This window comes from Streptomyces cyaneofuscatus (genome assembly GCF_000718135.1).
In the GTDB taxonomy this organism is placed as follows: Bacteria; Actinomycetota; Actinomycetes; order Streptomycetales; family Streptomycetaceae; genus Streptomyces; species Streptomyces cyaneofuscatus.
In genome coordinates, this window is sequence record NZ_JOEM01000006.1 from 185938 (window position 1) to 203144 (window position 17207).

At 69.4% G+C, this 17207-nt stretch carries 19 protein-coding genes and 1 tRNA gene; 5 read left to right on the top strand and 15 right to left on the bottom strand.

Annotation, left to right across the window (positions count from 1 at the left end; translation table 11 throughout):
- Positions 1 to 29: 29 nt before the first annotated feature.
- The gene (gene bagA, locus IF17_RS0112185) at positions 30 to 1004 is read left to right on the top strand and encodes an ATPase BagA (RefSeq protein WP_030565043.1); all 975 of its coding nucleotides are present in this window, start codon (positions 30 to 32) and stop codon (positions 1002 to 1004) included.
- Complete coding sequence (gene bagB, locus IF17_RS0112190; RefSeq protein ID WP_030565045.1) at positions 1001 to 2452, top strand: ATPase BagB; 1452 nt, start codon at positions 1001 to 1003, stop codon at positions 2450 to 2452. Before bagA ends, bagB begins: the two co-directional genes overlap by 4 nt.
- A 68-nt stretch (positions 2453 to 2520) precedes the next feature.
- Here bagB and IF17_RS0112195 read toward each other — a convergent pair whose 3' ends face one another.
- Positions 2521 to 2871: a WhiB family transcriptional regulator gene (locus tag IF17_RS0112195; protein ID WP_015609457.1), complete on the bottom strand. Its 351-nt coding sequence runs from the start codon at positions 2869 to 2871 to the stop codon at positions 2521 to 2523.
- Positions 2872 to 3512: 641 nt separating this feature from the next.
- Between IF17_RS0112195 and IF17_RS0112200 the strand changes: the two genes are divergently transcribed.
- Positions 3513 to 5744, top strand: a complete 2232-nt coding sequence (locus IF17_RS0112200; protein WP_030565048.1) for a transglycosylase domain-containing protein — start codon at positions 3513 to 3515, stop codon at positions 5742 to 5744.
- Positions 5745 to 5821: 77 nt separating this feature from the next.
- On the opposite strand, the gene IF17_RS0112205 is transcribed toward IF17_RS0112200, so the two are convergent.
- Entirely contained in the window at positions 5822 to 6286 is a 465-nt protein-coding gene (locus IF17_RS0112205; protein ID WP_018514200.1) for a GatB/YqeY domain-containing protein, read from the bottom strand.
- A gap of 79 nt (positions 6287 to 6365) precedes the next feature.
- Between IF17_RS0112205 and IF17_RS0112210 the strand changes: the two genes are divergently transcribed.
- Both IF17_RS0112210 and IF17_RS0112215 read left to right on the top strand, forming a co-directional pair.
- Positions 6366 to 7304 (top strand): metallophosphoesterase, encoded by a 939-nt coding sequence (locus IF17_RS0112210; RefSeq protein ID WP_030565050.1) that lies wholly within the window; start codon positions 6366 to 6368, stop codon positions 7302 to 7304.
- Between the two features lie 120 nt (positions 7305 to 7424).
- Positions 7425 to 7498 (top strand) — tRNA-Pro (locus IF17_RS0112215).
- 95 nt (positions 7499 to 7593) lie between these two features.
- On the opposite strand, the gene IF17_RS0112220 is transcribed toward IF17_RS0112215, so the two are convergent.
- The 13 genes from IF17_RS0112220 to IF17_RS0112280 all read right to left on the bottom strand — a co-directional run bounded on the left by IF17_RS0112220 (position 7594) and on the right by IF17_RS0112280 (position 16836).
- Positions 7594 to 8763, bottom strand: coding sequence for a site-specific integrase (locus tag IF17_RS0112220; RefSeq protein ID WP_030565052.1), 1170 nt, complete (start codon positions 8761 to 8763; stop codon positions 7594 to 7596).
- Positions 8763 to 8945: a helix-turn-helix domain-containing protein gene (locus IF17_RS0112225; RefSeq protein ID WP_010064779.1), complete on the bottom strand. Its 183-nt coding sequence runs from the start codon at positions 8943 to 8945 to the stop codon at positions 8763 to 8765. The genes IF17_RS0112220 and IF17_RS0112225 overlap by 1 nt, the downstream gene beginning before the upstream one ends.
- A complete protein-coding gene (locus IF17_RS0112230; RefSeq protein ID WP_030565055.1) occupies positions 8938 to 10290 on the bottom strand; it encodes a replication initiator in 1353 nt (450 codons plus the stop codon). Before IF17_RS0112230 ends, IF17_RS0112225 begins: the two co-directional genes overlap by 8 nt.
- A 92-nt stretch (positions 10291 to 10382) precedes the next feature.
- The gene (locus IF17_RS0112235) at positions 10383 to 10652 is read right to left on the bottom strand and encodes a hypothetical protein (protein ID WP_030565057.1); all 270 of its coding nucleotides are present in this window, start codon (positions 10650 to 10652) and stop codon (positions 10383 to 10385) included.
- 19 nt (positions 10653 to 10671) lie between these two features.
- The gene (locus tag IF17_RS1000000139250; protein WP_010064784.1) at positions 10672 to 10827 is read right to left on the bottom strand and encodes a hypothetical protein; all 156 of its coding nucleotides are present in this window, start codon (positions 10825 to 10827) and stop codon (positions 10672 to 10674) included.
- Positions 10828 to 10842: 15 nt separating this feature from the next.
- Positions 10843 to 11022: a mobile element transfer protein gene (locus IF17_RS0112245; protein ID WP_019762649.1), complete on the bottom strand. Its 180-nt coding sequence runs from the start codon at positions 11020 to 11022 to the stop codon at positions 10843 to 10845.
- A 16-nt stretch (positions 11023 to 11038) separates the two neighbouring features.
- Positions 11039 to 11719: a DUF2637 domain-containing protein gene (locus IF17_RS0112250; protein WP_030565060.1), complete on the bottom strand. Its 681-nt coding sequence runs from the start codon at positions 11717 to 11719 to the stop codon at positions 11039 to 11041.
- Between the two features lie 85 nt (positions 11720 to 11804).
- Positions 11805 to 13169 carry an FtsK/SpoIIIE domain-containing protein gene (locus IF17_RS0112255; protein ID WP_030565062.1) on the bottom strand — a complete coding sequence of 455 codons (1365 nt, stop codon included), beginning with the start codon at positions 13167 to 13169 and terminating at the stop codon, positions 11805 to 11807.
- A gap of 5 nt (positions 13170 to 13174) precedes the next feature.
- Complete coding sequence (locus IF17_RS0112260) at positions 13175 to 13522, bottom strand: SCO3933 family regulatory protein (RefSeq protein WP_030565063.1); 348 nt, start codon at positions 13520 to 13522, stop codon at positions 13175 to 13177.
- A gap of 174 nt (positions 13523 to 13696) precedes the next feature.
- Positions 13697 to 14518, bottom strand: a complete 822-nt coding sequence (locus tag IF17_RS0112265; RefSeq protein WP_030565065.1) for a protein phosphatase 2C domain-containing protein — start codon at positions 14516 to 14518, stop codon at positions 13697 to 13699.
- Complete coding sequence (locus IF17_RS0112270) at positions 14515 to 15366, bottom strand: sigma factor-like helix-turn-helix DNA-binding protein (RefSeq protein ID WP_030565067.1); 852 nt, start codon at positions 15364 to 15366, stop codon at positions 14515 to 14517. The genes IF17_RS0112265 and IF17_RS0112270 overlap by 4 nt, the downstream gene beginning before the upstream one ends.
- A gap of 163 nt (positions 15367 to 15529) precedes the next feature.
- Positions 15530 to 15919, bottom strand: coding sequence for an ATP-binding protein (locus IF17_RS0112275; protein ID WP_030565069.1), 390 nt, complete (start codon positions 15917 to 15919; stop codon positions 15530 to 15532).
- A 95-nt stretch (positions 15920 to 16014) separates the two neighbouring features.
- On the bottom strand, positions 16015 to 16836 hold the full coding sequence (locus IF17_RS0112280) for a helix-turn-helix domain-containing protein (RefSeq protein WP_240799985.1): 822 nt from the start codon (positions 16834 to 16836) through the stop codon (positions 16015 to 16017).
- Positions 16837 to 17207 lie beyond the last annotated feature (371 nt).

A 17207-nucleotide genomic window follows, 5' to 3' on the forward strand; every position in this document is an offset into this window, starting at 1 on the left:
CCGGGGCCTGACTGGTTAGGCTCGAATACGTGAGCAGGTTCCAGGTCGTCAGCGGCAAGGGCGGTACCGGTAAGACCACGGTCGCCGCCGCCCTCGCGCTCGCCCTCGCGACCGAGGGCAGGCGCACCCTCCTCGTCGAGGTCGAGGGCAGACAGGGCATCGCGCAGCTCTTCGGTGCCGACGCGTTGCCCTATGAGGAGCGCAAAATCGCCGTCGCGCCGGGCGGCGGCGAGGTGCACGCGCTGGCGATCGACGCCGAGCAGGCGCTCCTCGACTACCTCCAGATGTTCTACAAGCTCGGCGGCGCGGGCCGGGCGCTCAAGAAGCTCGGCGCGATCGACTTCGCCACCACCATCGCGCCCGGGGTCCGGGACGTCCTGCTGACCGGCAAGGCCTGCGAAGCCGTACGCCGCAAGGACAAGCAGGGCCGGTTCGTCTACGACCACGTGATCATGGACGCCCCGCCCACCGGCCGCATCACGCGCTTCCTGAACGTCAACGACGAGGTCGCGGGGCTGGCCAGGATCGGCCCGATACACAACCAGGCCCAGGCCGTGATGCGGGTCCTGAAGTCCCCGCAGACCGCCGTCCACCTGGTGACCCTGCTGGAAGAGATGCCGGTCCAGGAGACCGCGGACGGCATCGCGGAACTGAGCGCCGCCGACCTCCCCGTGGGCCGCGTCATCGTGAACATGGTGCGCCCGCACCTGGTCGACGAGGAGACCCTGCGCACCGGCGCGACCGGCCGCCGCAAGGAGATCGCCAAGGCGCTGACCCGCGCCGGGGTGACCGGCTCCGCCGCCCTCGTACGGCCCCTGATCGAGCAGGCCTCCGAACACGCCCAGCGCGTCGGCCTGGAGCGCGAGCAGCGTGCCGTACTGGCCGGGCTCGGACTGCCGACCGCCGAGCTGCCGCTGGTCGGCGACGGGGTGGACCTCGCCGCACTGCACGACCTGGCCACGGAGCTCCGTAAACAGGGCGTAGGGGAAGGGGCGGACGCATGACGCAGGCCACGGACCACATCCCGGAGCCGGCCCTCGGGGCGGCCCCCGGGCTGGACACCGACGCGCTGCTCGACGACCCGGGGATCCGGATCATCGTCTGCTGCGGCTCCGGCGGCGTCGGCAAGACCACGACGGCCGCCGCCCTCGGCGTACGGGCGGCCGAGCGCGGCCGGAAGGTCGTCGTCCTCACCATCGACCCGGCCCGCCGGCTCGCGCAGTCCATGGGCATCGACCAGCTGGACAACGTCCCCCGCCGGGTCGAGGGCATCGCGGGCGACGGCGAACTGCACGCCATGATGCTCGACATGAAGCGGACCTTCGACGAGACCGTGGAGGCTCACGCGGACGCGGAAAGGGCCCGCGCGATCCTGGAGAACCCCTTTTACCAGTCCCTGTCGGCCGGGTTCGCCGGTACGCAGGAGTACATGGCGATGGAGAAGCTCGGGCAGCTGCGGGCGCGCGACGAGTGGGACCTGATCATCGTCGACACCCCTCCCTCGCGCTCCGCGCTGGACTTCCTGGACGCGCCGAAGCGGCTCGGCTCGTTCCTGGACGGGAAGTTCATCCGGCTGCTGATGGCGCCCGCGAAGGTGGGCGGCCGGGCCGGGATGAAGTTCCTCAATGTCGGTATGTCGATGATGACCGGGACCCTGGGCAAGCTGCTCGGCGGCCAGTTCCTCCGGGACGTGCAGACGTTCGTCGCCGCGATGGACACCATGTTCGGCGGCTTCCGCAGCCGGGCGGACGCCACGTACAAGCTGCTCCAGGCCCCCGGTACGGCCTTCCTCGTGGTCGCGACCCCGGAGCGGGACGCACTGCGCGAGGCCGCGTACTTCGTGGAGCGGCTGGCGGCCGAGGACATGCCGCTGGCCGGTCTCGTCCTGAACCGGGCGCACGGCAGCGAGGCCGCCCGGCTCTCCGCCGAGCAGGCGCTGACCGCCGCAGAAAATCTTGACGACGCCCGCATTGTGGATCAGACGGCCGGGAAGGCTGGCCTTGGTGACCGGGAGGCCCCCGACCCTGTGGTCACCGCCCCCGAAGCCGGCACGACACCGCCCTCCCCCGAGCACGAGCACAAGCACGACCCCGAGAACACCGAAGAAGACGCCCAGGCCAACGCCCACCACAGCCACAGCCACAGCCACAGCCACAGCCACAGCAATGCGAACCAGCACGAGCCGCATGCGAAGGGCACGACGGACTCCACCGCCGAAGTCCCTGTGGACATCGACGAACTGACGGCGGGCCTGCTGCGTCTGCACGCCGAGCGCATGCAGGTCGTCGCGCGCGAACAGCACACCCGCGACCGCTTCATCGAGCTGCACCCCGAGGTCCTGGTGACCGCGGTGGCCGCACTGCCCGGCGATGTGCACGACCTGGACGGGCTGCGGGCCATCGGCGACCGCCTGGCCTCCGGTTCCGCCCCCGCTCCGGCCGGAGCGGCGTAGACCTCCCGCAGCGCCCTGCCCGAGCGGCCCGAGCACGGCGACCCCCGGCCGCGTACGTCCCGAGCGCCCTAGCCCACAGCCGCGTACGTCTCGTGCAGTTCGTCGTCCTCCAGCCCGATCACCGCGGGCAAGATGCCGGTGGACCGCTCGTACTCACTGCGTGCGGTCTCCAGCAAGCGGCGCCAGGACGTGACGGTGGGCCGGCGGCGCAGCAGTGCGCGGCGCTCCCGCTCCGTCATTCCGCCCCACACGCCGAACTCGACGCGATTGTCCAGCGCGTCGGCCAGGCACTCGGTCCGCACCGGGCATCCGGTGCACACCGCCTTGGCCCTGTTCTGCGCTGCCCCTTGTACGAACAGTTCATCCGGATCGGTAGTGCGGCAGGCTGCCTGCGCACTCCAGTCGGTTACCCAGCCCATGCCGGCGCCGTCCTCTCCCGAATCGAGGCTCCCCCACGGCGGTAGCGGCATATTCACCGCTGCCAGTTGAGGACGTTACGGAAGGTGGGGACAGCACAACACCCCCTTCGGGCCCAATCTTGAATGGTCCGAACGGACTATGCGTATGCGGCAGATCACCCAGGGGAGTGAGGGGAAGACATGCGCGACTAACTCCGCGAAAACGGGACAGCACACCCGAATGGCAACGGACGTTCAGTGACACACGGGGCGAATTCGGGAGCGCCGTGATGTGCGATTCACCTGTGCGTCGGCCGGGAGAAGAATGACCAGAAGAGGTGCATGGGGTTGCAGGGGGGTTGATACGGGACCGGACTGCTGTGACAGTTGAGAGCAGCTTAGGCCAAGGCCTGTCCGCCTGTCCGGCGAATGAGAACGTAGGCGCCTCATGGGGTGTGCCTGGGGTGTGCCCGCTCGCCGTGCCTGCCGTCCTCCGCACCGGGTCCACGAGACACCGGGTCCACGAGACACCGGGTCCGCGAGCGCATGGGCGTGCGCGCCGAAGAGTGCTCCCGTATCCGGATGTCACGGTCTGGTACGCGAACGCTCCGAGAGGCCCCCGTTCCTACAGAACGCTCATAACTACGGATTAGGCTGCCCCCATGCCAAAGAAGCGCTCGGGCGGGGGTCTCACCACGACCCAGCAGGCCGCCAAGTTCCTCGGTGTCGCCGCACTCTCCGGAGCTGTCCTGGCAGGCATCGCGCTGCCCGCAGCCGGAGCGTTGGGGCTCGCCGCCAAGGGGACGGTCGAAGGGTTCGACGAGATCCCCTCCAACCTGAAGACTCCGCCGCTCAGCCAGCGGACCACGATCCTGGACCGCGACGGCGGGGCGATCGCGACGGTCTACTCGCGCGACCGCACCGTGGTCCCGCTCAAGGACATCTCCCCGTACATGCAGGACGCGATCATCGCGATCGAGGACTCCCGCTTCTACGAGCACGGGGCGGTCGACCTCAAGGGCATCCTGCGCGCGATGAACCGCAACGTACAGACGGGCGGGACCGCGCAGGGCGCGTCGACCCTCACCCAGCAGTACGTGAAGAACGTGTTCGTCGAGGAGGCCGGCGACGACCAGGAGAAGGTCGCGCAGGCCACCCAGCAGACGCTCGGCCGCAAGGTCCGTGAGCTGAAGTACGCGATCCAGGTCGAGGAAGAGCTCGGCAAGAAGAAGATCCTGGAGAACTACCTCAACATCACGTTCTTCGGCCAGCAGGCGTACGGCGTCGAGGCCGCGTCCCAGCGGTACTTCTCCAAGCGCGCCAAGGACCTGAAGGTGGAGGAGGCCGCGCTGCTCGCCGGCATCGTCCAGTCGCCGACCCGCTACGACCCGGTCAACGACACGGAAGAGGCCACCAAGCGCCGTAACACCGTGCTGACCCGGATGGCCGCCACCCGCGCCATCACCCAGGCCGAGGCCGACAAGGCCATGGAGACGCCGATCAAGCTGAAGGTCAGCAAGCCGAAGAACGGCTGCATCACGGCCGTCAGCGGCTCCGGGTTCTTCTGCGACTACGTACGCAAGACGATCCTGACCGACCCGGCGTTCGGCAAGACCGAGGAGGAGCGCTCCAAGCTCTGGAACCTCGGCGGGCTCACCGTCCGGACCACGCTCGACCCGCGCGCCCAGCAGGCCGCCAACGAGGCCGCGACCGCAAGGGTCAACAAGGACGACAAGTTCGCGGCCTCCGTGGTGCAGGTGCAGCCGGGCAGCGGCAAGATCCTCTCCATGGGCCAGTCCCGCCCGTACGGCCTGGACCAGAAGCAGAACGAGACCGTGCTCAACCTCGCCGTCAGCAACAAGATGGGCGGCAGTACGTACGGATTCCAGGTCGGCTCGACGTTCAAGCCGTTCACCGCGGCGGCGGCGCTGGAGAAGGGCATCACCCCGGCGACGTCGTTCTCGACGGACTGGAAGATGACCCTCAAGGAGCAGGACTTCCGCAACTGCACCGGCTCCCCGGCGGGCTACGCGGACTGGCCCCTGCAGAACGAGCTGGAGTCCGAGAAGGGCTCCTGGGACATGACCAGCGCGCTCGGCAAGTCCATCAACACCTACTTCGCGCTGCTGGAGCAGAAGGCCGGCCTCTGCGAGACCGTGGAGATGGCGAAGAAGCTCGGCTACGAGCGCGGGGACGGCAAGAAGATCGTGGAAGCCCCCTCGATCACCCTCGGCAGTGAGGTGAGCACCCCGCTCTCCATGGCCGCCGCGTACGCCGGGTTCGCCAACCGGGGCACGTACTGCACGCCGATCGCCATCGAGTCGATCACCGACCCGAACGGCAAGAAGCTCAAGGTCCCGCAGACGAAGTGCTCGCGGGCGATGAGCGAGAACACCGCGGACACCATCAACCAGATGCTCAAGGGTGTCGTTGAGGACGGCACCGGTACGCAGGCCGGTCTGAGCGACCGGGACAACGCGGGCAAGACCGGTACGACGAACGACCGCAAGGACGCCTGGTTCGTCGGGTACACGCCGAACCTCTCCACCGCGGTGTGGGTCGGTGACGACGTCGGCGACAAGAGCTCGATGTTCAACGTCACCATCGGCGGCCAGTACTACGACAAGGTCTGCGGCGGCTGCCTGCCGGGACCGATCTGGCGGATCGCCATGACCGGCGCGCTCAACGCCTCCGAGACTCCGGCGTTCAACCACGTCTCCGTCCCCCGGGCGAAGGTCAAGGAGGACAAGGAGAAGGAGGACGGCGACCGCGGCGGTGACCGTGGCGGCGACGAGGACGGCAAGCCCGGCCGCGACCGGCCCGGCATCCAGCTCCCGGGCGGCCTGATCGGCGGCGGCGGCGACCAGCAGGGCGGCGGCAGGTCCGGCCCCTGATCTGCTCGCACGAGGGGGGCGCCCCGGTCGACGGACCGGGGCGCCCCCCTTTTTCACGCCTGTACGGGGCTCAGGGCTCAGCCCGCGAGGAGCTTCTTCACCGCGGCGGCGACGCGGCCGCCCTCGGCGAGGCCCGCCACCTTGGGGTTGACGATCTTCATGACCGCACCCATGGCGCGCGGCCCCTCGGCCCCGGCGGCCTTCGCCTCCTCGACGGCGGACGCCACGATCGCGTTCAGCTCGTCGTCGGAGAGCTGCTTGGGGAGGTAGCCGTCCAGCAGCTCGCCCTCCGCCTTCTCGCGCTCCGCCTGCTCGGTCCGGCCGCCCTGGGCGAACGCCTCGGCCGCCTCACGGCGCTTCTTCGCCTCCTTGGCGATCACCTTCTGCACCTCGTCGTCGGAGAGCTCGCGCGCCGACTTGCCGCTGACCTCTTCCTTGGTGATCGCGGTGAGGGTGAGCCGAAGGGTGGACGAGGTCAGCTCGTCACGCGCCTTCATGGCCGTGTGGAGGTCTTCCTTGAGCTTGGACTTGAGCGTGGTCATGCCGTGATTGTGACAGGTGCGGGGTGCCCGCCGCCCTCCGGTTTTCCGCTCAAGGCACCGTGTCTGCGACGATGGACGGATGCGCGCACGCTACGGAGTACCCCTGAAAGTCACGGCAGTCGGTGCGGCGGTCGGCGCCGCCGGCCTCGCCTACGCCGCCGGATTCGAGGCCCGCTCGTTCCGCCTGCGGCGGGTCACCGTTCCCGTACTCCCGCACGGCGCGCGCCCGTTGCGCGTCCTCCAGGTGTCCGACATCCACATGGTGAGCGGCCAGCGCAAAAAGCGCGCCTGGCTCCAGTCGCTGGCGGGCCTGCGACCGGACTTCGTGGTGAACACGGGCGACAACCTCTCCGACCCGGAGGCGGTGCCCGAGGTGCTGGACGCGCTCGGGCCGCTGATGGAGTTCCCGGGGGTGTACGTCTTCGGCTCCAACGACTACTACGGGCCCAAGCTGCGCAACCCGGGCCGCTACCTTCTGGAGAAGATCCAGGGCAAGCACGGCCTCAACGGCAACGAGCCCGCGGTCGGTGTCGTGCACAACCCGTGGGAGCCGATGCGCGACGCCTTCGACGAGGCGGGCTGGCTGAACCTGACGAACACCCGGGGCCGGCTCAAGCTGGACGGCACGGAGATCGCGTTCACGGGCCTGGACGACCCGCACATCAAGCGCGACCGCTACGCCGAGGTCCAGGGCGGCCCGGAAACCGGCGCCGACCTCTCCATCGGCGTGGTCCACGCCCCGTACCTGCGCTCCCTGGACGCCTTCACGGCCGACGGCTACCCCCTGATCCTGGCGGGCCACACACACGGCGGCCAGCTGTGCATCCCCTTCTACGGGGCGCTGGTCACCAACTGCGACCTGGACACCGACCGGGTCAAGGGCCTGTCCACCCATACGGCAGGCGACCACCGCGCCTACCTCCACGTCTCCGCAGGCTGCGGCACCAACCGCTACACCCCGGTCCGCTTCGCCTGCCCGCCCGAGGTCACGCTGCTGACACTGGTGGGGCGGGGCTGAGGGGCACGGCCGGGGCCGGGGGCGAGCTGGGGGGCCGGGCTGGGGGCCAGAGAAAGCGGATTTCGCCTCCGGCCGCAGGTGGGCTAAAGTAATCGATGTCGCCGGGAGACCGGTGGACATCGGGGTGTAGCGCAGCTTGGCAGCGCGCTTCGTTCGGGACGAAGAGGTCGTGGGTTCAAATCCCGCCACCCCGACAGCTAAGCACCAGGTCAGAGGGCCCTTACCGAATCGGTAAGGGCCCTCTGGCATTGCTGTGTGTCTATCTGCGTGACTATCGCTTCCTGCGTGCCTACGGCTTCTGGGGGTCCGCGCCGAAGATGCCGTCCATGACGACGGCGCCCGTCTGGATCACCGGCCTGATCTGCTTCCGGTAGACCTCCTCGGTCACGGCCGTTCCCGAGTGACCGACGAGCCGGGAGATCTCCTCCAGAGGGACGCCACGGTCGGAGAGCAGGGACACGAAGCTGTGCCGAAGCTCCCGGGGCGTCCACTCGGCAGCGTCGACCCCGTCGACGTCCTTGAGCGCCTGGCGGAAGGCGCGGCGGACGTTGGCGGCGTCGAGCGGCTTACCGACCGCCGAGGAGAAGACGAGCCCGTGCTCCTCCCAGTCGTCGCCGGCGGCGAGTCGATCCCAGCCCTGATCCTCGTACTGCCGCCAGAGCGCATCGATACAGCGTGACGGCAGGGCGAGCGTGCGCCGGGACTTGCGGGTCTTGGTGTCGCCGCTCCGCCGGACCGACCGCCACACGGCGATGTGCGGAGGCTGCGCCGGGACCAGGTCGGGCCGTCCCTTGAGGAAGACGTGGTCCCAGGTGAGGGCCCGCAGTTCCTCGGTGCGAGCGCCGGTCAGGAGGGCGACAACGATGTAGGCGTACATCGAGGTTCCCTCAGCTCCCCGGAGAACGGCCTCGGCCTGGGCGAAGGTGAGGGCTTTCGAGGGACGTCCGGACTGTCCCTGAGGCACCGAGCACAGCTCCACGACGTTCCGCTTGACCTTGTCCCGGGCCATGGCCCGCTTGACCGCCCGGTTCAGGCAGGAGTGAAGGCCCTGGAGGGTGCGGGTGCTGAGCGTCCTGGACTTCTTGGCCAGCCAGCGGTCGACGTCTTCCGCGCTGAGATCGCGGAGCTTGCGGGCGCCGAGCGACGGAACGACGTGCTTCTCGCTGAGGAGCGTGGTCGTCGCGACGGTGCTCGGGTCAAGGCCGGCCTGACCATAGGTGAGCCAGTCCGTGACGGCGTCCTTCACGGTGTAGTTGGTCGGCGCGATGGCCAGACCGTCTTCGTGGTCGCGCAGCACCTCCTTGAGCTTGTTCTTCGCCTCCGTCTTGGTCCTGCCACTCCCCCGCTTCACAATCCGCTTGCCGCTCGGGTCGAAGCCGAGGTTCGCCGTGGCGATCCACCGTTGCCTCTTCTCGTCCCAGTGCAGGCCGCCGTCACCGCGGCTGCGTCGTTTCGTCATCAGGCCGCCCGCCCCATCTCGTCCGCGATGAACTGGCGCAGGGCGACGGCAGGAATCCGGCGGCAGCGCCCGATGGTGACCGAAGGCAGGCGCCGCGTGCGGATCAGGTCGTAGACGGTGGACCGGCCGAGCCGGAGACGCTTCGTCACCTCGGCCACGGTGAGCAGTTCGTCATCACGCATGGTGGGGCTCTCCTGTCTTGTCGGGTGACTGCGGGCGTAAGGCGCTGAACAGGGCCTCGGCATCGGTCAGCCCCATTCCGGCGAAGCGCCAGTGAGAGAGGACGAGGACCGTTTCCGGCTCCGGAAGCGGGTGGCCGGCCGCGATGGCGCGTTCGCGGGTGAGGGCTTCGTTGTGGTCGGCGCGTTCCTGGCGGAGGGCGCCCAACGTGACGGAGTAGGCGCGGGATTTGGTGGAGAAGTGGCCGCGGAAGCCGAGCATGTGGGCCCACTTGCGCAAGCGGAGGTCTTCCAGTTCGGACAGGGCCCCGAGGCGCCAGCAGGTGAAGATCATGCGCCGCGCGTGGTCGCTGACGTCGGCGCCGATGAGATCGGTGACGGGATTGCGAAGGGGCCGGTCCAGGGTGCCGGTCGCGGCCTCGGCGCCCTTGGTGGCGTACTTGGCGATGTAGGCCGCGACGGCACGGCTGGTGAGGTTCCTCGTGCCGGTGAAGTCGGCCGACCGGATCGGACGAATGTCGAGCTGCTCACCGAACCGGAAGGTATGGGCGCGCCCCTCCAGGACCGGCCCCGGAGCCTCGGCCAGGCGGGCGGCGGACCGGATGGCGTCGGTGAGCAGCGCGGTCGTGGCCCATCCGGGCGGTGCGTCCTCGGCGCCCTCCGGGCCGTCGAGGCGGATCACGGCATGGAAGTGCACGGCTCCGCGCCGCTGGTACTCCGCGACCTTGGCGTACGAGACCTTGAGGCACTGGCCCAGGGCGGTACGCGTGATCCCCGCGCGGGCTGCGAGCTGTTGGCGCAGGTAGGTGGTGAAGCGAGCCCAGAGGGCACCTGCGTGGGCGTTCCAGAGCACGGCGGTGCGGTAGTCGTAGCGGTCAGGGTTGAGCGGCGTACCGAGGACGGGGTCCCCTTCCCTGTGCAGGCGCCCGCAGCGGCAGCGGCCGGTTCCGGGGCGGTTGTGGACAGGCCCGAAGGAGGGAGCAGTGAAAGTGGCGAAGACGAGAGGGTGATGGGCGACAGCCGGGGCGATGCCCTTTCCTCCGGTGAGACCGGCCGTGATGAGGTGGAAGGTGTCCTTGCGGTACGTCTCGGCGCAGGCCGCGCACCGGGTGGTACGGCGGTTGTTGCAACGGACGAGGAGCTGACCGGCGGGAAGTGTGGCGCTGGTGATCTCCCGTACGACTTCACCGGTCATGGCGTGGACGTCGAGGCGATGGCCTTCCAGTCGGACGGGCCGCTCGCAGCCGCCGAGGCGCTGGATCTGCCGGGCGTGGGCGCCGAGGTCGCCGTACCGGGCGAGGGTGGCCAGTTGGCGGAGCGCCCCGGCATCGGGAGCCTGGGGGTTCACGTGAGGTTCCTCCTTGGTGGGGGCTGAGGCCCGCCCAAGCCGTCCAGGGGGCTAGACAGCAAGGGCGGGCCAAGGCGTCGAGAGAGCGGGGATCAGCGGCGGTCGCTCTGGAGGATCGAGCGGACGACGACGGCGCAGACGGCGACGGATGCGGCGGTGACCGCGACCGCCAGCAGCAGGGAGACCAGGACCGTACCGACGACCAGGACCAAGGCCCCGCCGCCGGCGGCCAGAGTGAGGACGCTTGCGGGAGTGAGCCGCACGGCCGGTCGAGGCGGGGCCGTCTGGAGCGGGGTCGGGATGTACGGAGCCGGGACGTGGGCGGGCGGGGTGTCCGGGGTCGGGTACTTCGGCGAGAACATACGGGGTCCCTTCTTCGGGTCAGCCGAGGAGACCGGCGACGGCGGGGGCGAGGAAGCTGTTGGCGACGAGGTAGCCGCCGAGCAGGAGCAGCACGACCAGCCACCACGGCGGGCGGGCGAGCTGGATGCCGAGGACGGCGACGACGAGCACGACGAACCAGAGCGGTACGTGCATGGGGGCGACCTCCTGTCAGGCCTTGCAGCGGTGGGTACGGGCGGCCAGTTCGGCGGCGGGGCGACTGTCGTACTCGGCGGAGAAGTCGCAGCGGGGCGCGGTACAGGCGGCGAGGTGCCGGTTGCGGCCACGGGCGAGGAACGTGGCGACCTGGACGGGGCCGATGCGACGGACGTTGCGGAAGCGCGGGGTCATGGGGCGGGGTCCCTTCTCAGAGGTGGGCGGCGACGGACGGCGTCATGGATGCGGGGAGGCCGAGCCGGGTCCGTACGGTGTCGGCATCGGCCGCCCTGCCGGTGGAGGCGCGGTACTCCGCCGCCAGCGACTGGACGCGCTCCACGAGGGCGGGCGGCAGAGGCGATACGGGGACGGGAGCGGGCGTCGACTTCTCGGAGGCCTCAGCGGCGGGGAGTTGAAGAGGCGAACTGACCGGCCCCGACTCGTCGTCCACCGCCACGGCAGCGGGCGGTTCCCGGGTAGGAGGCTCCGGCATCGGGTTCGTACGAACCGCCGCTGGACGGGGAGCGTGAGCGAGGAGCGTGCCGCCGAAGAAGGCGACGGCGGGCCAGCCGGCCACCACCACGCGGAGCGGGGCGGGGACGTGCTCCAGATCGAGGAGTCCTGCCGTGGCGACGTTGGCTCCGAGGGAAGCAGCCAGGGCGATGAGGAACCAGAGGCGCGGCCCCCCGGCAGGTTGTCCGGCGCGCTGCTGTTCGCGCATCCGGCGCCAGGCCGCGACAAGCAGCAGGTCGACGCTGACCGGGTAGGCCCACGCCTTCCATCCGCCCTGCCCTGCGGCTTCGGCAAGGTCGTGCAGGTGGGAGAAGGAGAGGGCTCCCGCGATGACGGCTTGCACGAGCACGGGATCGAAGCGGGCGAGGTGGGCGCGCATCGGTGCTGTTCCCTTCCGGTGCGAGGCGTGGGTGGGGTAGGGACACGGCGTGAGGCGGTCACGCCGACCGTGGGGAGCGGGTGAGCTAGTCGGTCACCGATCGGGCGACGGGCCCCGTGGAGGGGGCGGCTTCCACAGCGACGGTCGAGGCCGCCGGGCGGAACGCGTCGAGGCGCGGCAGTTCCGGCACCAGGCCGGAGGTGGCACGGCATACGGCTGCCGCGTCGTCCAACGTGAGGTGCGGGGAGCGGGCGCGCGACCAACCGCCGGAGGCATCACCGACGATCGCGACGCCAGGAAGGTCAGCGGGGATGGCGGTTGCGGCCAGGGCCGCTTCGGCTGAGATGTCGGCCAGTGCCATGTTCGCGGAGGACTCGTCGTTGACCCGGTGGCAGACCCGGCCGGTGAGCTGCGCCCGGAGCATGGTGGCGCCCTTGCCCAGCTCCGAGCCGAAGCGCTGACCGCACACTTCCAGATAGATGCCGGCGGCACGGCCGAGCTGCGCTATGCGGATGAGCTTGGTGACCATGGCGTCCCGGCGCTTCTCGTCATCCCGGTTCGCCGCGAGGAAGAGTTCGGCCACCTCATCCACGACGACCACGACCGGCACCGGACGATCGCTGTCCGGCAGCCCCCACACATCCGAGGTAAGTACGGCGTCCGCGCCGAGGACAGAGGTCATCCCGATCAGCCGGAACCGCGCCTCCATCTCATCCAACAGGGCATCCAGCAGAGCGTTCGCCCGGTCCGGTGTATCGGCCAACGCCGACAACCGGGGTGCGAACGGAGCCAGCTCCACACCCCACTTGCAGTCGATCCCGACGAGAACGACCGGCTGCCGGGCGAGGCCACAGAGCAGGTTGCGGAGGTAGACGGATTTCCCGGACTGCGTGGCGCCGAGGATGAGTTCATGAGGCACGGTGCGGAAGTCCCGTACGTGCCAGCGGCCGTCGTCCCGTAGCGCCAGGGGCAGGGACAGCAGGCCGCCGCCATCCGGCTTACGCAGAGGATGCCTCACGTCTGCGAGCACGTCCCAGCCGATCAGGCGCAGTTCGAGCCAGCCCGGACGGGTCGGGCGGATGTGGACGGCGTGCGCGGCCCAGGCGTGCCGCAGGCGGTCGGCAGAGGCGAAGAAGTCCTCCGGCGCCTGTCCGGTCGCCATGCGGAGCTTCATCACGAGACCGGCCCCGGTCGGCCGTGGCAATGACCGGTGCGGGGGCACGGGTGCGGCTTCCCGCCCGACGAGACGGGCCGTGGCCCGGCGGACGGCGGAGGCCGGAACCGTCAGCCCGCAGGCGTCCATGGTGGCGCGGTAGGTCGCCAGGACGCGCAGAGCGACGATCGGAAACCCGACGAGCCACCAGAAGGCGACCGGCGTACGACGACGCAGCACCAGCAGCGCGGCGACGGCCGCCAAACAGAGCGTTAATGCCCATACGACGTCGGACATGGCACTCAACCCCGCGCCGGTGCAGCGGCGTTGACCATGACAGCGTCGGCCCGGTAGGCGATGCCGTGACGCATCCGACCGCCGAACTCGCTCTCCCACGGCCGCGCGACGAGACCGGACAGGATGACGGGCACGCCCATCACCAGGCCCTCACCGATGCCCGGCTCCGGGACGGTCACCTTGATCATGTCCGAACCACCCTGCGCGATGAACACCAGCTCCAGCACCATGAGTCGCTGGTTCGTCGTCGGGTCGACGGCGACTTCGCCGGTCTGGCGGTCCTTCACCTTCACCTCGGGCAGCTTGGTGACGAGGAGGGTAGCGGCGGAGACGTCTACGGGGATGACACGCATCTTCTGAACCTCACTGGTTGATGGAGCCGCAAGCGACTCGACGGCTGCATACCCCCCTAGACAGCGAGGGGCGACCCACCCGAACTGTCTAGGGGGGTTGACGTTCACAGTAAACGGACGCGCCATCAACTGTCTAGGGGGGTATTCAGAGTGGCGTGGCGCCGGTGCTCCGAGCTAGGCCAGCACCCAGTGCAGAACAGTGGCGTCATCATGCGCTTTACCGCGAGGCCAGCGCCGCCCGTCAGGGTCATCTGCCTCAGCCGCCCGGACGCTTCGAATCAGCTCCTCGGGCCCGGGTGAGTTGATGACGTCCAACGCCTCACGCCAGGAGGCAAGTTCGAAGCGATCCACGAGCCGTGTCGCGCCGTCGCTGAGCAGCGTCACCGAAGCCAGGGCACTCCGCGGAAGAGTCCTGGCGAAGGCGTGCTCGGCAGCCGAGGAGTCGGGCCCAGCGATCCAGAAGCCATCGGACCGATTGCGACGGCCGGTGAGAGCGTCACGGTACTCAGCCAGTGCGCGAGCGTGTTCAGGCGTACCCGTCGGCAAGGAGTCGAGCGGCCCGCGCAGCTGCCGGCCGACCTCATCCAGACGCCGGTCACTGACTGCCGTCACGGCTCCGTCCTTGTCCGCCAGGAGGAGGGACGAGTCCCCGAGAACCAGGTACTCGACAGCTTCCGCACCGACGCGGACGGCGACGACCGTGCTGGTCGGACTGGCCCGGTGCACCAGGTCGCAAGTGTCCTCATGCAGGCGCCTGACGCGGTCGATCGCATCGGCAAGGCAGTCCGTCAGCGGCCGGTTAGGGCGCGAAGTGACTCCGCTCAACAGCAGGCCGCCGAGAGTCGCGGAGAACCAGGCGACGCCGTGCGAGCAGCCCGTCTCTGCTCCTGCGACCCCGGCGCCGTCGAGCAGGACTGCGGCGCCAGGTGCAGCGGCGGCGAAGTCTTCGTTCTCGTGGTCGGCATCGGCCGCCAGGGTGGCGAGGGCCGCTCTCACACCGACGTCTCCTCGTCGTGGCGGTACAGCGGGCAGAGCAGTTCGGCCGACAGAGGCTCACTGGTGTCCGGGTCGTACTCGACACCCACGAGCGTCGAGAACCGCTGATCGCCCACCTGCCCCCACAAGGTGTTCAGGTCATTGGTGAGCAGCTGCACGACGCCCAGAGAGCCTTGCGTGTGGATACCCGCGATGGCGAGGAGCGTCCCTTGTCCGTCCGGCCGTGGCAGCCTCCCGAGATATCCGACGTCGTACGGCCGGGCCGGCGCACTGTCCTGCCCCGAGCGGTGAACGAGGCCGGTCTTCCGGTCGACCACGGTCCACGGCCCGTCTTCCGCCCGCTCCCATGCGAGGACGGGGTCCTGCGCGTACGTGTCCCACATTTCCTGGGACATGCGAGGGCCGCAGACGACGACCAGGCCGTCACGGTCGAGGTCGATCGTTCCCGTGACCGGGACGTGCTCCGAGGTCACATCAAGCCCGTACGACCGGGCCAGCTCTTCCAGCCGCTTGCCTGAGCTGACATCGTCCACCGCGACGACCGTACGACCGCGCTCGTCGTCCCGTCGCAGCGGTGTCGCGACGGTGACACCGCCCCGGCCGAGGAAAGCGCCTTCGGGTGCGGGGCCCGTATGCCGGATCTGGTGGATACGCCCGCGGCTGAGGCCCGCCTTCGCGGCGATCTGCGCGTAGGACAACCCCTGAGCATGGAGGTCCTGCACCACTCGACGGCGGAGACGGGCCAGCTCGGTCACCTCCTGCTGTGCGTCGGCCAACCGCGTCGTGACCTCACGCAGGAGCAGGTACGGATCGTCAATGGCCACGATGCGCCGCAACTCGTCCGACATGACCTCACCTCCTAGCCCGTGCCAGGAGTCTAGCCCTCTAGACAAAACGGGCGGGAGGCGCCGTCCCGTACGAACGCTGACCACGTAGAACCCGCTACGCCTCCGAGGCACACCCCGAGGGCTCACCGCCGACCGCTCAGGGCGCCGAGGGAGAAGTACGCGATCACGCGCTCCCCCGCGCCAGGTCCGCCCACACGGAGCGTCGGTCGGCCGAGTTCACGACTCCCCAGTCCTTGGCGCACCCCGCGACCAGCGAGAGACCGCGACCGCCTTCCTCCTGCTCGGTCGCCTCACACAGACGCGGTTCGCACTCAGCACCCTGGTCGATCACCTCGATCCGCACGAGATCGTCCCCGAAACCGACGACCACCAGGAACCACCCGCCGTCCGCTCCGCTCAGGGAGTGCCGGACCGCGTTCGTCGCCAGTTCGCTCACGACCAGAACGGCGTCATCGACAGGGGCATGGCCTTCCACCAGGGAAGCCACGAAGTGACGGGCCTCGGCCACCTCCCCGGCCAGACCAGGGAAAGCACGGCACCACTCGGTACGCATGAACACTCCTCGCCATCGTCTAGGGGACTAGACATCCCGAAGGCAGAGTATTCCCATGCGCAAGCTCAAGCCAGGCATCTTGAGGAATTATTCCTCTACGAGTGAGCGGCCGGACCCAAACCCTGGAACTCCTTCATCACACGCAACAGGAGTTCCCTCGCTTCAACACCGAAGACCGCCGCGCCCTTGAAGCGCTCGAACTCCTCCTCGTACGTGGCCAGTTCGCCCGAATCGACGGTCACCCGCTCTCGATCGAAAGTCTCGATCACCACGGCTTCCTGATCGCACAGAGTGAACCCATGCCGAGGCATAACCGGCATTGGCCGACGCCAGGGCACGATGCCGAGGCGGACCGTGGTCAGGCTCTCAACGGCCAACAGCCGATCAAACTGGGCAAGCATCAGGTCCGGCGTTCCCGGCCAGGTCCGCAGTACGGCTTCAGTGATCACGAAGACCGACTCCCGCTGGGGCTCGTAGAGCACGCTCTGCCGCTCCACCCGAGCAGCGACCGCACTTCCCACGGCTTCCGGAGTGGCGTTCGGCGCGCTGCTGAACACGTGCCGGGCGTACTCGGCGCTCTGCAACATGGCCGGCAGAACCACGCACTGGAACGAACGCACCAGCTGAGCCGACCGCACGGCGTCATCAACGGTCAGGCCGAGAGGCGGGGTGGTCACTGCCGTCCGGTCCGAGGCGCTCTCAACAGCAGTCAAGAGATCCCGCACCTCACGCGAGGTGGCCTCATCGAGAAGGAGAGCGCGAGCCAGGCGCTCCAGCACATCGGAGCTGGGGACCATGCGCCCGTTCTCCACCTTGGACACGGTGGGCTGCCCGACCCCGGCCCCCTGGGCCAGCGCTGCACCGGACAGGCCGGCCTCAGCACGCAATGCCCGAAGGCGCGCACCGAGCACCTTCATCCGCTCCTGCCGCTCACTCCCCATACCCAGGGTTCTACACCACAGGGCGGAGACCATGCCCAAGCCAGCGAGAGCAGCGACCACCGAGGCCCGCCATGATTCAAAGTTTCTCTACTGGTTCAAGGCGGCTCGCTCCGCTCACCGCACGCGGCCCGGCCCCCGGCCGGGCCTGCGCTCCTGTCTCCGCCCCGCTCCAGCCCGGCCGACGCCCGTGCCGCGCTCAGAGCGATCAGCCGCCTGACGCCAGAGAAGGGGTACGTCGTGGCTGGGGCGGCCGGTTCCACGGCTTTAGGCAGCCACTTTGGCGCGAGCCTCGAAGATCATGGCCCCAACGTCGTGCTTTACCGGGCAGGTCCACAGACTGCCCGACG